This is a genomic window from Serratia sp. CY31944 (assembly GCF_052169175.1).
Lineage (GTDB): Bacteria > Pseudomonadota > Gammaproteobacteria > Enterobacterales > Enterobacteriaceae > Serratia > Serratia sarumanii.
On record NZ_JBJNLG010000023.1, the window covers coordinates 84,096 to 98,763 of the forward strand.

20 protein-coding genes and 1 riboswitch are annotated in these 14,668 nt (G+C 61.0%); of the genes, 13 read left to right on the forward strand and 7 right to left on the reverse strand.

Translation table 11 applies throughout. The features are described 5' to 3' along the window. The first annotated feature begins 22 nt into the window (after positions 1-22). From ACJ8IN_RS21175 to gutQ, 10 genes are all read left to right on the forward strand, one after another. On the forward strand, positions 23-709 hold the full coding sequence (locus ACJ8IN_RS21175; RefSeq protein WP_033635552.1) for a GntR family transcriptional regulator: 687 nt from the start codon (positions 23-25) through the stop codon (positions 707-709). 206 nt (positions 710-915) lie between these two features. Continuing rightward, entirely contained in the window at positions 916-1,965 is a 1,050-nt protein-coding gene (gene fbaB, locus ACJ8IN_RS21180; protein WP_033635553.1) for a class I fructose-bisphosphate aldolase, read from the forward strand. Positions 1,966-2,302: 337 nt separating this feature from the next. Next, a complete protein-coding gene (locus ACJ8IN_RS21185) occupies positions 2,303-2,830 on the forward strand; it encodes a hypothetical protein (protein WP_060423925.1) in 528 nt (175 codons plus the stop codon). A gap of 258 nt (positions 2,831-3,088) precedes the next feature. Beyond that, the gene (gene srlA / locus ACJ8IN_RS21190; protein WP_004941528.1) at positions 3,089-3,637 is read left to right on the forward strand and encodes a PTS glucitol/sorbitol transporter subunit IIC; all 549 of its coding nucleotides are present in this window, start codon (positions 3,089-3,091) and stop codon (positions 3,635-3,637) included. Positions 3,638-3,652: 15 nt separating this feature from the next. After that, a complete protein-coding gene (gene srlE / locus ACJ8IN_RS21195; RefSeq protein WP_041036293.1) occupies positions 3,653-4,633 on the forward strand; it encodes a PTS glucitol/sorbitol transporter subunit IIB in 981 nt (326 codons plus the stop codon). Positions 4,634-4,655: 22 nt separating this feature from the next. Then, entirely contained in the window at positions 4,656-5,018 is a 363-nt protein-coding gene (gene srlB, locus ACJ8IN_RS21200) for a PTS glucitol/sorbitol transporter subunit IIA (protein WP_021504438.1), read from the forward strand. 10 nt (positions 5,019-5,028) lie between these two features. Further along, positions 5,029-5,808: a sorbitol-6-phosphate dehydrogenase gene (srlD, locus tag ACJ8IN_RS21205; RefSeq protein ID WP_197847095.1), complete on the forward strand. Its 780-nt coding sequence runs from the start codon at positions 5,029-5,031 to the stop codon at positions 5,806-5,808. Between the two features lie 45 nt (positions 5,809-5,853). Then, positions 5,854-6,210 carry a transcriptional regulator GutM gene (gene gutM, locus ACJ8IN_RS21210; protein ID WP_033648849.1) on the forward strand — a complete coding sequence of 119 codons (357 nt, stop codon included), beginning with the start codon at positions 5,854-5,856 and terminating at the stop codon, positions 6,208-6,210. 83 nt (positions 6,211-6,293) lie between these two features. Next, positions 6,294-7,067, forward strand: coding sequence for a glucitol operon DNA-binding transcriptional repressor SrlR (gene srlR, locus ACJ8IN_RS21215; RefSeq protein WP_308325966.1), 774 nt, complete (start codon positions 6,294-6,296; stop codon positions 7,065-7,067). Then, entirely contained in the window at positions 7,060-8,031 is a 972-nt protein-coding gene (gene gutQ / locus ACJ8IN_RS21220; RefSeq protein ID WP_047570967.1) for an arabinose-5-phosphate isomerase GutQ, read from the forward strand. The genes srlR and gutQ overlap by 8 nt, the downstream gene beginning before the upstream one ends. Before the next feature lie 39 nt (positions 8,032-8,070). On the opposite strand, the gene ACJ8IN_RS21225 is transcribed toward gutQ, so the two are convergent. The 3 genes from ACJ8IN_RS21225 to thiM form a co-directional block, all read right to left on the reverse strand. Further along, entirely contained in the window at positions 8,071-8,529 is a 459-nt protein-coding gene (locus tag ACJ8IN_RS21225; protein WP_033648850.1) for an inhibitor of vertebrate lysozyme family protein, read from the reverse strand. 84 nt (positions 8,530-8,613) lie between these two features. After that, positions 8,614-9,414: a bifunctional hydroxymethylpyrimidine kinase/phosphomethylpyrimidine kinase gene (gene thiD / locus ACJ8IN_RS21230; protein ID WP_161764743.1), complete on the reverse strand. Its 801-nt coding sequence runs from the start codon at positions 9,412-9,414 to the stop codon at positions 8,614-8,616. Beyond that, positions 9,414-10,205, reverse strand: coding sequence for a hydroxyethylthiazole kinase (gene thiM, locus ACJ8IN_RS21235; protein WP_041036301.1), 792 nt, complete (start codon positions 10,203-10,205; stop codon positions 9,414-9,416). The genes thiD and thiM overlap by 1 nt, the downstream gene beginning before the upstream one ends. 35 nt (positions 10,206-10,240) lie before the next feature. Then, a riboswitch (TPP riboswitch) is annotated at positions 10,241-10,337 on the reverse strand. A 141-nt stretch (positions 10,338-10,478) separates the two neighbouring features. On the opposite strand from thiM, the gene ACJ8IN_RS21240 reads away from it, so the two are divergent. Further along, positions 10,479-10,904, forward strand: a complete 426-nt coding sequence (locus tag ACJ8IN_RS21240; protein WP_060423920.1) for a GNAT family N-acetyltransferase — start codon at positions 10,479-10,481, stop codon at positions 10,902-10,904. A gap of 101 nt (positions 10,905-11,005) precedes the next feature. Next, entirely contained in the window at positions 11,006-11,686 is a 681-nt protein-coding gene (locus ACJ8IN_RS21245) for a methyltransferase (RefSeq protein WP_039568494.1), read from the forward strand. Here ACJ8IN_RS21245 and ACJ8IN_RS21250 read toward each other — a convergent pair. Next, positions 11,663-12,892: an MFS transporter gene (locus ACJ8IN_RS21250; RefSeq protein WP_060423919.1), complete on the reverse strand. Its 1,230-nt coding sequence runs from the start codon at positions 12,890-12,892 to the stop codon at positions 11,663-11,665. The two genes, ACJ8IN_RS21245 and ACJ8IN_RS21250, sit on opposite strands and share 24 nt — an antisense overlap. A 95-nt stretch (positions 12,893-12,987) precedes the next feature. Between ACJ8IN_RS21250 and ACJ8IN_RS21255 the strand changes: the two genes are divergently transcribed. After that, on the forward strand, positions 12,988-13,437 hold the full coding sequence (locus ACJ8IN_RS21255; RefSeq protein ID WP_047571750.1) for a winged helix-turn-helix transcriptional regulator: 450 nt from the start codon (positions 12,988-12,990) through the stop codon (positions 13,435-13,437). Positions 13,438-13,443: 6 nt separating this feature from the next. Here the strand turns inward: ACJ8IN_RS21255 and ACJ8IN_RS21260 are convergent, their stop codons facing one another. The 3 genes from ACJ8IN_RS21260 to ACJ8IN_RS21270 all read right to left on the reverse strand — a co-directional run. Beyond that, on the reverse strand, positions 13,444-13,704 hold the full coding sequence (locus ACJ8IN_RS21260; protein WP_060423917.1) for a DUF1158 family protein: 261 nt from the start codon (positions 13,702-13,704) through the stop codon (positions 13,444-13,446). Between the two features lie 55 nt (positions 13,705-13,759). Beyond that, positions 13,760-14,140 (reverse strand): putative T6SS immunity periplasmic lipoprotein, encoded by a 381-nt coding sequence (locus ACJ8IN_RS21265; protein WP_049234936.1) that lies wholly within the window; start codon positions 14,138-14,140, stop codon positions 13,760-13,762. Between the two features lie 8 nt (positions 14,141-14,148). Beyond that, on the reverse strand, positions 14,149-14,668 hold a 520-nt coding region (locus tag ACJ8IN_RS21270), incomplete at its 5' end, for a type IV secretion protein Rhs (RefSeq protein ID WP_442519522.1).

Sequence of the window (14,668 nt, forward strand, 5' to 3'; positions counted from 1 at the left end):
AGCCAGATGCCTGATTGTCGCCATGTCTGAAACGTACAGTCTCACCAACAACGTCCCGGTCAACCAACAGATCTATCGCTTCCTGCGCAAGGATATCGTCGACTGCACCATCCCCCCCGGCACCCTGTTGTCCGAGAAAGAGATTTCTACGCGCTTTTGCGTTTCGCGCCAGCCGGTGCGCGAAGCTTTCATCAAGCTGGCGGAGGCCGGCCTGGTGCAGATCCTGCCGCAGCGCGGCACTTTCGTGATGAAAATCTCCGCCAAGCGCGTGGCCGACGGGCGCTTTATCCGCCAGGCGGTGGAATGCGCCATCGTGCGCCGCGCGGCCGAGCGCGCCACCCCGGCGCAGCTGATGACGCTGGAGCATAACCTGCACCGCCAGGCGCTGGCGGCGCAGAACGGGCAAACGCGCGAGTTTCTGGCGCTGGACGACGAATTCCACCAGCTGCTGACCCAGTTCGCCGACTGCCCGCTGGCGTGGGAGACCATCGAAACCATCAAGGCCACCATGGATCGGGTGCGTTTCCTCAGCCTGAGCGAAGTCTCGCCGCCGGAGAGCCTGATCAAGCAGCACTACCGCATCTACGAGGCGCTGAAAGCGCGCGATGCCGAGGCGGCGGAGCGCGCCATCCACGATCACCTGCAGGAGATGATCTACTCCATCACCCCAATTGCCCAGCAGAACACCGAGTGGTTCGAGATCGAATAATCAATCGTTTAGCGCGCCGGGGGCGATCGTGCCCGCGTATTTGGCCTCGCAAATGGCATTTCCTCTCAATCGCATCTATTGTTTGTCCTTGCCGGATCCAGTTCGGTAGTATCGCTTTACAGCTTCAATCACCGCTTTTTTACTGCGCCGGTGGTCAAAAACCCTTGCATTGCCGGTGTATGAAGAAGCTTAATCGGGAGTGAATCATGACTGATATTGTGCAGTTGCTAGGAAAGGAAGCGGAAGATCTGCTGCAACACCGCTGTACCACTATCCCCGCCGAGAATCTCTACCTGCCGGGCGACGACTTCGTCGACCGCGTAATGATCGATAACAACCGCCCCAACAGCGTGCTGCGTTCGATGCAAACCCTGTTCAACCACGGCCGCCTGGCCGGCACCGGCTACCTGTCGATCCTGCCGGTCGATCAGGGCATCGAGCACTCCGCCGCCGCCTCGTTCGCCGCCAACCCGCTGTATTTCGATCCGAAGAACATCGTCGAGCTGGCGATTGAAGCCGGCTGTAACTGCGTCGCTTCCACCTACGGCGTGCTGGCGTCGGTATCGCGCCGCTACGCACATAAAATTCCGTTCCTGGTCAAACTCAACCACAACGAAACGCTGAGCTACCCGACCCAGTACGACCAGACCCTGTACGCCAGCGTCGAGCAGGCGTTCAACATGGGCGCGGTGGCGGTCGGCGCCACCATTTACTTCGGCTCCGAGCAGTCGCGCCGCCAGATCGAAGAGATCTCGATCGCCTTCGAGCGCGCGCATGAGCTGGGCATGGTCACCGTGTTGTGGGCCTATCTGCGCAACCCGGCATTCAACAAGGACGGCGTGGACTACCACTCCAGCGCCGATCTGACCGGCCAGGCCAACCACATCGCCGCCACCATCGGCGCCGACATCGTCAAACAGAAAATGGCGGAAAACAACGGCGGCTACCGCGCGGTGAAATTCGGCTATACCGACGATCGCGTCTACACCAAGCTGACCACCGATCACCCGATCGATCTGGTGCGCTACCAGTTAGCCAACTGCTACATGGGCCGCGCTGGGCTGATCAACTCCGGCGGCGCCGCCGGTGAGAACGATCTGCAGGAATCGGTGCGCACCGCGGTGATCAACAAACGCGCCGGCGGCATGGGCCTGATCCTGGGGCGCAAGGCGTTCAAGAAATCGATGAAAGACGGCGTGGCGCTGATCAACGCCGTGCAAGACGCCTACCTGGACAAGAAGGTCACCATCGCCTGATGTGACGGACCGCCTGTCCTCAAGCCCGGTTCGCCGGGCTTTTTTGTGCATCGAGGGAGGTCTTGACAAGGAAATAATGCAACCGAATGTATTTTATGAGCAAAAATAAGAGCTGGTTTTTATTTAATCTTCCTGCGCTTTTTTTATTCCAAATATGCGAAAGAGAACGACATAAATCATTAAAGATTGAAAGTTAACCTTATCAAACTTCAAATTTCCCACCTTTTCCGAAAACACAAAAACTTAGCGCATTAATAATTGTTATAGTTCATTGTTATTTATGGACTTTTGACTAAATTTTACGCTAGTTAATCCACATTTTTATGGTGGTGCCATCATGAAAGTCAATATTGTAATCATCTCCCTGCTCATCCTTTCGCTATCGTCTTGCGCGCTATTTAAATCTCCGGCCTCCAGGCATGAGTTGAAGCCTGGAGAAACGTATTGGTTTGACTATGACTCAACAAGAAGCAGCGCCATTTATATTCCCGCAGACTCAAATATCAAGTACTGCGTGGCTCCACCGCCTGATGTCGCGCAGTCCGTTATTGCCGCGCTGAAAGCTGAAATGAGTACGGAACAAATTCAAAAAGTCAGTGGCGATGCAGGGTTCAGCACCGCCGTAATCGATCTGGCTCGGCGCACCACAACGGTAAATTTTATCCGCGATACGTTGTATCGCGTCTGCGAAGCCAGACTACAAGGCCCGCTCACCGCGACGGAAAAAGAAATTTTCCTGGCCGCGATAGCCGCCGCCAAAGATATGGCAATCGCTGAAAAAGACAAACAAAAGCAAGAACTGGCCCAAACGGCCGAAAGAAACGGTGCTTCCGTACAGACAATACAAAAGATTCTCGAGCAGTAACAGAAGCACGCTAACAACGGCGATTTCCGTATACCCCCTACCCAAAGCCCGGTTCGCCGGGCTTTTTTGTGCCCGCTCTCTCCCCCTCATGCCACAGACCTTCTCTTTCTTTCACTTCAAACTTTCAAAATAAAATATTTATCTTTCAAATTGTGATCTATTTAAAACAAATAGCCCAACAAAGTGACTACTGTAAGGCCCATGGCGACAGAGCCGCCGTTCGCTCCAGGCCATATCAGTCCATTACAGGAGAACATAATGATTGAGCTAATCACCCACGGCGCCGAGTGGTTTATCGGCCTGTTTCAGAAAGGCGGTGAAGTGTTTGTCGGCATGGTGACCGGCATTTTACCTTTGTTGATCAGCCTGTTGGTTATCATGAACGCGCTGATCAAATTTGTTGGCCAGGAACGTATCGAACGATTGGCGCAGCGCTGCGCGGGCAACCCCGTGTCGCGTTATCTGCTGCTGCCGCTGATCGGCACCTTTGTCTTCTGCAACCCGATGACCCTCAGCCTGGGGCGCTTCATGCCGGAGAAATACAAGCCGAGCTACTACGCGGCGGCCTCCTACAGCTGCCACTCGATGAACGGCCTGTTCCCGCACATCAATCCCGGCGAGCTGTTCGTTTACCTCGGCATCGCCAGCGGCCTGACCACCCTCGGCCTGCCGCTCGGCCCGCTGGCGGTGAGCTATTTCCTGGTGGGGCTGTTCACCAACTTCTTCCGCGGCTGGGTCACCGATCTCACCACCAGCCTGTTCGAACGCAAGATGGGCATCCGTCTGGATCGCCAGGTGCAACTTTAATTCGTGGAGTGCAGCATGAGTGCTTATATCCGTATTGAAAAAGGCGCCAGCGGCTGGGGCGGCCCCCTGGAGCTGCCGATAGAGCCCGGCAAGAAAGTGGTGTACATCACCGCCGGCACCCGACCTTCGATCGTCGATCGCCTCAGCGAATTGACCGGCTGGCCGGCCGTCGACGGCTTCAAAGAAGGTGAACCGCCGGCGGAAGAGATCGGGGTGGCGGTGATCGACTGCGGCGGCACCCTGCGCTGCGGCCTGTATCCGAAACGCCGCATTCCGACGGTCAACATCCACGCCACCGGCCAGTCCGGCCCGCTGGCGCAGTTTATCCTCGAAGACATCTATGTCTCCGGCGTGCGCGACCACAACATCAGCCGAATCGAAGCGGCAGATAGCCAACCCGCCACCACCGTTGCAGCGCCGCCCAAGGCACGCGACTACGACACCAGCAAGAAGATCACCGAGCAAAGCGACGGGCTGCTGGCGAAGGTCGGCATGGGCATGGGATCGGTGGTGGCGGTGTTCTTCCAGGCCGGGCGCGACACCATCGACACCGTGCTGAAGACCATCCTGCCGTTTATGGCGTTCGTCTCGGCCTTGATCGGCATCATCATGGCCTCCGGCCTCGGGGACTTTATCGCTCACGGCCTGACGCCGCTGGCCAACAGCCCGATCGGCCTGGTGACGCTGGCGTTGATCTGCTCATTCCCGCTGCTGTCGCCGTTCCTCGGCCCCGGCGCGGTCATCGCCCAGGTGATCGGCGTGCTGGTCGGGGTGCAGATCGGCCTCGGCCATATTCCGCCGCAGTTGGCGCTGCCCGCGTTGTTCGCCATCAACGCGCAGGCCGCCTGCGACTTCATTCCGGTCGGCCTGTCGCTGGCGGAAGCCAAGCAGGACACCGTGCGAGTCGGCGTGCCTTCGGTGCTGGTCGGCCGCTTCCTGACCGGCGCGCCGACGGTGTTGATCGCCTGGGCCGCCTCGGCCTTCATTTATCAATAAGCTGATTTCCAGGGAGACGTTTATGCACACCATTTTTCACACCACCATCACGCAGATCGGCGGCTGCGCCCGCGACGCGTTGCTGGACAACATGCTGATCACCTTCCGTGAAGGCGCGCCGGCGGATATCGAAGAGTTCTGCTTCATCCACCGCCACGGCGCGACCGCCGGCGAGCTGCAGGTCGGCGGCGTGATGGAGCTGGCGCAGCGGCGCTACGCCATCACCGCCGTCGGCAGCGTCGCCACGCAGAACCTGCGCGAGCTGGGCCACATCACCGTGCGCTTCGACGGCGAAGCCGAAGCCGAATTCCCCGGCTCGATCCACGTATCCGGCCCGACGCCGACCGATATCCCGTTGGGCAGCACGCTGTCATTTATCGCATAAGGAGTAGACCATGTCTGAAGTAGCTGTAGTGATTGGCGGCGGCCAAACGTTAGGCGCCTTTTTGTCCCACGGGCTGGCGCAGGCCGGTTATCGGGTGGCGGTGGCCGATCTGAACGCCGACAACGCCAATCAGGTGGCACAGCAGATCAACGAAGAGTACGGCACAGGCAGCGCCTGCGGTTTTCAGGCCGACGCCACCGACGAGCAGAGCGTGATCGCGCTGGCGGCGGCGGTTGACCGGGCGTTCGGCCAGGCCAACCTGCTGGTGTACAGCGCCGGCATCGCCAAGGCGGCGCCAATCACCGATTTCCCGCTGGGCGACTTCGATCGCTCGCTGCAGGTGAACCTGGTGGGTTATTTCCTCTGCGCCCGCGAGTTCTCGCGCCTGATGATCCGCGACGGCATCGCCGGGCGCATCATTCAGATCAACTCCAAGTCCGGCAAGGTCGGCAGCAAGCACAACTCCGGCTACAGCGCCGCCAAGTTCGGCGGCGTGGGGCTGACGCAGTCGCTGGCGCTCGATCTGGCGGAGTACGGCATTACCGTGCATTCGCTGATGCTCGGCAACCTGCTGAAGTCGCCGATGTTCCAGTCGCTGCTGCCGCAGTACGCGCAAAAACTGGGCATAGCGCCGGACCAGGTGGAGCAGTACTACATCGACAAAGTGCCGCTGAAGCGCGGCTGCGACTACCAGGACGTGCTGAACACCCTGCTGTTCTACGCCAGCGACAAGGCCTCTTACTGCACCGGCCAATCGATCAACATCACCGGCGGCCAGGTGATGTTCTGACGCCATCGACGCCCCCTTCGGCGGAAGGGGGCTAAGGAGAACCCCATGACTCAAGCTCTGATCGCCTTCGCGCTGCTGGCCTGGCTGCTGCAAATCGCCTTTGGCTGGTGGCAACTGCAGCGCTTCAACCGCGCCTTCGACGGCCTGTGCCGGCTGGGCGCCGTCGGCGTCGGCCGTTCCGGCGGCCGCTTCCGCCCGCGAGTGGTGCTGGCACTGGCCTTCGACGCCGATCGGCGGGTGTGCGGCAGCCTGTTGCTGCGCGGCCTGACCGTTTTCGCCCGGCCCCGCCCGCTGCCTCGATTGCACGGTTTGCATCAGCGGGATTTGCGCCCGGATGTGATCTTCCCCGAGGATCGCGCATGCCAGTCTGCACTATCGTTAGCGATTGAACCCAAATCGTGATATTTTCACATTAAAAGACATTACCTTTCATAGTGAATTATTCAGCGAGGGGAAATGCCCAACTCTTGTGAACGGGAATCGCGATGAAACCAAAGCAGCGGCAGGCCGCTATCCTTGAATATCTGCAGCGGCACGGCAAAACGGCAGTGGATGCCCTGGCCGAGCATTTCTCCACCACCGGCACCACCATCCGCAAGGATCTCACCCTGCTGGAAGAAGAAGGCGAGGTGATCCGCACCTACGGCGGCGTGGTGCTCAGCCGCGACGACGGCGATCAGCCGATCGACCGCAAAACCCATATCAACACCGAGAAAAAACGCCACATCGCCAGCGCCGCCGTGGCGCTGATCGCCGACGGCGACTCGCTGATCTTCGATGCCGGCAGCACGGTGCTGCAGATGGTGCCGCACCTGGCGCAGTTCAATAACATCACGGTGATGACCAACAGCCTGACCATCGTCAACGCGCTGGTGGAGCTGGACAACGATCAGACCATCCTGATGCCCGGCGGCACCTACCGCAAAAAATCGGCTTCGTTCCACGGCAACCAGGCCGAATCGGCGTTTCAGCAGTTCAGCTTCGACAAGCTGTTTATCGGCGCGGACGGCGTCGATCTCAACGCCGGCGTCACCACCTTCAACGAAGTGCACAACGTCAGCAAAGCGATGTGCGAAGCCGCCGGCCGCATTATTCTGTTGGTAGACTCCTCGAAATTCGGCCGCAAGAGCCCGAACGTGGTGTGCGAACTCAGCGCCGTCGACACGCTGATCACCGACCGAGACATCAACCCCGATTACCTCGCCGCCCTGCAGGCGAAAGGCATCAATATCCTTCTGGTAGGAGACCCCGATGAGTAACGCCAACGCCCTGCTCGCCTTCGCCCGCGAAACGCTGGAGATCGAGCTGACCGAAGCGCAACGCCTGCTGGCGCGCCTGGACGACAACTTCGTCAGCGCCTGCGAACTGCTGCTGAACTGCCGTGGCAAAGCAGTGATTTCCGGCATCGGCAAGTCCGGCCATATCGGCAAGAAAATCGCCGCCTCGCTGGCCAGCACCGGCACGCCGTCGTTCTTTGTGCACCCGGCGGAGGCGCTGCACGGCGATCTCGGCATGATCGGCGCCGACGACGTGGTGGTGTTCATCTCCTACTCCGGCCGCGCCAAAGAGCTGGATCTGATCCTGCCGCTGCTGGCGGAGAACGGCATTCCGGTAATCGCCGTCACCGGCGGCAAAGAGTCGCCGCTGGCGCTGGCCGCAGCCTGCGTGCTGGATATCGGCGTCGAGCGCGAAGCCTGCCCGATGGGGCTGGCGCCGACCTCCAGCGCGGTCAACACGCTGATGATGGGCGATGCTCTGGCGATGGCGTTAATGCGCCAGCGCGGTTTCAACGCGGAAGATTTCGCCCGCTCGCACCCGGGCGGCAGCCTGGGGGCGCGCCTGCTGAACCGCGTGCATCACCTGATGCGCACCGGCGATCGCCTGCCGCGCGTGAGCGAAAGCGCCAACGTGATGGAAGCGATGCTGGAGCTGAGCCGCACCGGGCTCGGGTTAGTGGCGGTCTGCGACGCGCAGCAGCGGGTAGTGGGCGTGTTTACCGACGGCGACCTGCGCCGCTGGCTGGTGAAGGGCAACAGCCTGCAGGATCCGCTCAGCCCGGCGATCACCCGCCCCGGCTATCGGCTGCCGGAGCAGTGGCGCGCCGGCGAGGCGCTGGAGGCGCTGCACGAACAGCACATCAGCGCGGCCCCGGTGGTCGATATGGACGGCGTACTGGTGGGGGCGCTCAACCTGCACGATCTGCATCAGGCCGGCATCGGCTGACCAACGCCGGGGGCGCCATCACCGGCGCCCCCGGTCAGATCATTTCCAGTCGGGATTGTTCTCGAACTGCTGCTTCAGCAGCGCTTTCATGTCGTCATCCGGCTTGCCGAGCCACTGATACTTGGCGTATTTCTTCGGATGGTCGACGGCTTCCGGCCGGTCTTCCACCGCCACTCGCACGCCCCAGGCCTGGGATTTGTCCGCGCTGAACGCCACGATCAAAAAGTTGTTGCCGCAGTCGTGCGGCTTGCACAGGTTGCCGACCAGATACTCTTTGCCCTTCCAGCTCAGGTTCTGCGCCGGCGTCGAGGTGCCGACGCCCTTGCGCGCCCAGCCCGGCATCCGCGCCTGGCCTTTCACCATGTTTTGCCAGCTGGCCTGATACCCCGGCTGCTGAATCAAATCCGACGTGGTGACGATTTGCTGAGCAAAGCTGCCCGCGCTGAAGCTGAGCAATGCGCCGAAGAGGGCGCAACGCAGCGCCTGGTGTCCCGTCATAGTCCTTCTCCCTAGGTTAAATCAGGTTTCGCCCATAAAACCGGGCCTGAACTAGTCAGACCACGGTTGCGGCAAAAAGTTGACTCACCACCAGGCGTGGAAATGATGCACCGGCCCGATGCCGTGCCCCACTTCCAGCGTGTCCGCCTGTTGCAGCGCTTGTTGCAGGTAGTCCTTGGCGGCGGCCACCGTGGCCGCCCAGTCGGCATGGCGCGGGCGCAGCGCCGCCAGCGCGGCCGAGAGCGTGCAACCGGTGCCGTGGGTGTGGCGGGTGGCGACGCGCGGCGCGGTAAAGCGCTGCTCGCCTTCTGCGGTAAACAGCCAGTCCGGGCTCTCGCTTTCGCTCAGGTGGCCGCCCTTCATCAGCACCGCCCGGCAGCCCATCGCCAGCAGCGCCCGCCCCTGCTCGCGCATCTGCGCTTCATCTTCCGCCGGCGCGCACGCCAGCAGCGCCGCCGCTTCCGGCAGGTTCGGCGTAATGATCGACACCAGCGGCAACAGCTCGCGTCGAATAGACGCCACCGCCTCCGGCGCCAGCAACGGATCGCCGCTTTTCGCCAGCATCACGGTGTCCAGCACCACGAATTCCGGCCGGTAATGGCGCAGCCGTTCGGCCACCGCCTGCACGATGTCGGCGTTGGCCAGCATGCCGATCTTGACGCTGTCGATGCGCACGTCGCTGAACACCGAGTCCAACTGCGTGGCGACGAACGCCGGATCGATGTAATACACCGACTGCACGCCGCGGGTATTCTGCGCCACCAGCGCGGTGATCACCGAGGTGCCGTAGGCGCCGAGCGCCGAGAAAGCCTTCAAATCGGCCTGAATGCCGGCGCCGCCGCTGGGATCGGTGCCGGCGATGGTCAGGGCGTTAATGCGTTTCATCACAGATCCTCCCCGCGCAGCTGATACAGGGCGTCGAGGAACGCCGGCGTAAAGCTGCCCGGCCCGGTGGCCTGTCTGGCCGCGAGGCCGCCGCAGTGGGACATCACCCGGCAGGCGGTCGCCACGTTGTCCAGGCGATCGCCCGGCAGGGCGCAAAACGCTGCCACGACCGCCGACAGCGCGCAGCCGGTGCCCACCACCCGCGTCATCAGCGGGGAACCGCCTTCGATCGCCCAATCGCGTTGGCCGTCGGTGACGTAATCCACCGCGCCGGTGACCGCCACCACCGCGCCGCTGCGCTGCGCCAGCTCACGCGCGGCGGGCAATGCCGCCAGCGAATCGTCGCCGCTGTCCACGCCGCGGCCGCTGGCCAGCAACCCGCTGAGCGCCATGATTTCCGAGGCGTTGCCGCGTATCGCCGCCGGTTTCTCGTCCAGCAGCTGTTTAGCAAAGGCGGTGCGGTAGGAGAGCGCGCCGACCGCCACCGGATCCAGCGTCCAGGGCTTGCCGGCCTGATTGGCCGCGGCCACCGCCGCCCGCATAGATTCGGCGCGCAGCGCATTGAGGGTACCGACGTTGATCAGCAGGCCGTCGGCCAGCGCGCTGAACTGCGCCGCCTCTTGCGGCTCCACCACCATCGCCGGGGAGGCGCCGAGCGCCAATAGCACGTTGGCGGTCAGCGATTGCACCACCTCGTTGGTCAGGCAGTGGATCAGCGGAGGCCGCTGTTGGAATTGGGTCAGACAGGCCGCGGCGCGCGCGCCGGGTAGTGCATCAGGTCGAGCGATCATATTCCTCCCAACCGGCGTTCAAGAAGGCGGCGCCGGCTGGGCGGCCGTGACTTCCCTACGCTGGCATTATCCAGATCAGGTAATACGGGTATTTCTCAGCCTTCACGTAGAAGGGCACCCCGAGTCATGAAAATCAATAGGTTGTGATCAACGTTGCGTTAATCCCTGCAGGGGATCATGCCAGCGGCGACGCGGACAAACAAGCGAATAAATTGCCCGGCGAGCATACGCCGCGCTATGCGCTATAGTGAGCACAAACCACCGGGAGATGCCATGCAGATAAGACCCTACCAAGAAACCGATCGCCCCTTCCTGCGCACGCTGTACCTGGCGTCGCGCAAGGCGGCGTTCGGCTGGCGCGATACCTCAAACTATCAGTTGGAAGATTTCGACGGCGCGACGCTGGGCGAAGCGATTTTGGTGGCGGAAGACGGCGGCGTGCTGCTGGGATTCGTCTCCGTCTACCGCGAAGACAACTTCATTCATAACCTGTATGTCGATCCCCATCAGCCGCCGCGCGGCGTCGGCAGTGCGCTGCTGCAGGCGGCGGAAGCTACCTTCACCGCCACCGGCTCGCTGAAATGCCTGGTGAAGAATGAAAAGGCGCTGGCGTTCTACCGCAAACACGGCTGGCGCATCATTTCTACCGGCAACGACGGCGAAGAAGATTATTACCTGCTGCATTCGCCGGCCCGCTAACGCTGCCTTTCCCGTCACAGAACTTATTAATGATAATGGATTTCATTATCACTTAAGCATACCCTTCCTTGTCTCTCTCAATGAACTTTGCAAGGAAGGTTATGCAACACCAAACGGATACTCGCTTCCCCGATGCCGCGGCGGCGGACTACGATCGCCGTATTCTGACCCTCGTGCCTGGCTATCAGTTTGCTCAGGCGCTGCTGACGGCGACGCTCGCGCAGACGCTGCCGAATGACGCCACGCTGTTGCTGGCCGGTTGCGGCACCGGCAGCGAACTGTCGGCGCTGGCCGCCGCCAACGCCAGCTGGCGTTTCAGCGCCGTGGAACCCTCCGCCGGCATGCTGGCGGCCGCGCGCGCCAAGGCCGAAGCCGCGGGTTATGCACAACGGGTGAGTTTCCAGCCCACCTTGCTGCAACAAGCGCCGCAAACCCGCCACGACGCAGCGGTGTGCTCATTGGTGCTGCATTTTATCGCCGACGATGGCGCCAAACTGGATTTCCTGCAGCAGTTGGCGCAGCGCCTCTCCCCCGCTGCACCGCTGCTGCTGTTCGACTATCAACCGGAGGGCCTGCCCGTCAGCCATTACCAACACTGGCTGCAAAGCGCCGGGCATTCGGCGGCGCAGGCGCAGGAGGTGATCGAACGCACCCGCCGCAACTGGCACCCGATGGCGGCGGCACGCAGCCGTCTCCTCCTGGCGGAAAGCGGCTTCACCGCGCCTCAGCAGTTGTGTGGTGCGCTGGGCTTCCAGCTTTCACTGCTCCACCGCCGTCGCTGAGGGCGGCATGCCGCGCAGCGTCAGCCGCCAAAACAGCAGCGCGCTCAGGCTGACGCCCGCCCCCAGCCAGCAGACGCCGCTCCAGCCCGCCCAGGCATACATATGGGTGCCGGCAAAGGCGCCCAACCCGCTACCGACGGCGTAAAACAGCATGTAGCAGCCCACCAGCCTGCTGTGCGACTGCGGGTGCGCGCTGAAGATCATGCTCTGGTTCAGCACGTGGATCGCCTGGCCCGCCAGATCCAGCAGCACGATGCCCGCCACCAGCCAAACCAGGCCGCTGCCGAGCAAACCGAGCGGCAGCCAGGCCAGCGTCAACAGCAGCAGACACACGCCGCTGGCCGCCTGCCCCAGCCCGCGATCCGCCAGATGCCCGGCGCGCACCGCCGCCAGCGCGCCCACCGCGCCGACCAGGCCGAACGCCCCCACCGCGGCGTGGGTGAAGTTGAACGGCGCCTGGCTCAGCGGCAACACCAGCGAACTCCAAAAGAGGCTGAAAGCGCCGAACATTAGCAGCGCCAAAATGCCGCGAATTTGCAGCGTGCGGTCATGCAGCAACAGGCTCAGCATCGAACGCAGCAGCGCGGGATAGCTCAGCGTACTGGGAGCGGTGCGCGGCGCGGGCAGCAGGCGCGACAGGATCGGCAGCAATACCAGCGTCACCCCGGCGGAGAAGAAGTACACCGTGCGCCAGCCGCCAACGTCCGCCAGCGCGCCGGACAGGGTGCGCGCCAACAACAGCCCCAGCACCACCCCGCCCTGCGCCGCACCGACCACCCGCCCGCGCTCCTGCGGCGCCGCCAGGACTGCGGCGAAAGCGATCAGCCCCTGCGTCATGGCGGTGCCCAATAAGCCTACCAGCAACATCCCTACCAGCAGCCAGGGCGCGCTGTGCGCCCAGCCCACCAATAGCAGCGCGCCGATCAGCCCCAGCTGTTGCCCCGCCAGCAACCAATGCCGGTTCAGCCGATCCCCGAGCGGCACCACCAACAGCAGCGCCAGCGCGCAGCCCAGTTGGGTCACGGTGATCACCATGCCGACCGCCGCCAGGCTGATGGAAAAATCATGGGCGATGGCGTCCAGCAGCGGCTGCGCATAGTAAACGTTGGCCACGCTAAAGGCGCTGGCGGCGACCAACAGCAGCACCAGAGGGGCCGGCAGGCGCCCCAGCGCCGCACAGGGGGGATCCAGCAGTTTGTCGCTCATCGCACACCTCAATCTGGTTTCATTATTAAACCCAATGAACTTTAGGCGCGGAGGTTTTATAATGCAACCAGAATATGCAGCTGGAGATAACCGTCGTGAAACGTAAAAGCCTGGAAAACGCGCCGTGCCCGGTGGCGCGTACGCTGGATGTGATTGGCGACTGGTGGTCGCTGCTGATCGTGCGTGACGCCTTCGACGGCGTCACCCGCTTCAGCGAATTTCAAAAAGGGCTGGGGATGGCGAAGAACATCCTTGCCACCCGCCTGCGCGCGCTGGTGACGCACGGCGTGCTGGAAATCGTGCCCGCCGCAGACGGCAGCGCCTATCAGGAGTATGTGCTGACCGAGAAAGGCCGCGCGCTGTTTCCGGTGATCGTCGGCCTGCGCCAGTGGGGGGAAGATCATCTGTTCGCCGAGGGAGAAGCGCACTCAACGCTGGTGGAAAGCGACAGCGGCCGCCCCGTCCCGCGCCTGACGCCGATCGGCAGCGCCGGGCAGACGCTCACCCCGCTGAATACCCGGGTGGTGAAGGTGGAGGAACGGTGATGAGAGTTAGTGGCGGTGCCCGCAGCTCACCCGCTGAAAAACCTGGCGGATAAAGAGCCACTCCAGACACCCGACCAGCAGATAAAACGCGCCAAAAACGAGCGCACCAAACCATTCCGTATCGTTAAAATGAAAAAACCCACTGGCGTCAATCAGCCAAGCGGTTTGGTTCTGGTTTAGCCTGGGTACAGGAAAAAGCTTTATTGTCAGCACAGCCAGCCCAACAACAGCCAATGCGTTAGCGAGCAACAGGGCAAGTTTTTTCATAGCCTTTCATTCTACAACCTAACGCAGTCCAACAAACTAAACCTAAGAACATGCGTTAATGGTTAACCCTCAGGTTGCCCCGTTCGTCGGAGACAACCATGAATGCGGCGGTAATCAAATGCGAACCTTCGGGTGTCTGTATATCGTAGGCGACGGAATAACGCTTCCCTGGCCGAAAAGCATAGTCGAATACCGGCATGCACCTCCCCGGCTCAACGAAGAAAACGTCATTATCGATAGCTTTAATGAGCTTATCGCCTGATTCGCTATAAATCTGAACGAAGCGGATATTATCCCCCGCCTTCATAGAAGAAAGAATGCAGACATGGTTATCTTTGGCAGTGACAACGGCGGGGAAGCGCGGAGCCAGCTTATCGCCAGGCCCCGGACAGCCGACCAGGAAGCAGGCCGTGAATAGAACCACATATTTTTTCATGCTCCCTCTCATCCCTTAATAATTTTTTGATAAAGTGCATGAATGTCACGCAAACTATCGGTTCCCCTGTACTTACCCACTCGTCCAGGACGTTGATAATAACGCCACGTTTCAATACCATAAACCAACAGCAGCCAGTAATCAGCAAAAATCGAAGCTTGTTGCTCCAGCGAGTAATCAGTAATTTTATTCTTATCAAGACGATAGTTGTACTCAGCCGCCCAACTAAACAACCCACGCATTCTTACCCATTGTCCATGCTGATGCTGCCATACATGCCCCAACTCATGGATGAAAAGATGTTTATCTTCTATCAGAACCGTGTTATCAGAAAAATCGTCTTTATAGAGTTCCCTTCGTAACCATAACTCACCATTAGGTGCCATGGCATAACTTCTGTTTTGTAAGCCAAACGGGAAATAGCTATCACAGTGTATCCATACACGACCATATATAATTGAGCTTCCATATATATGGCGAGCCAATTTTATTTCCCCCATGGTCATACGTCGTAACGTCCCCTCTTCA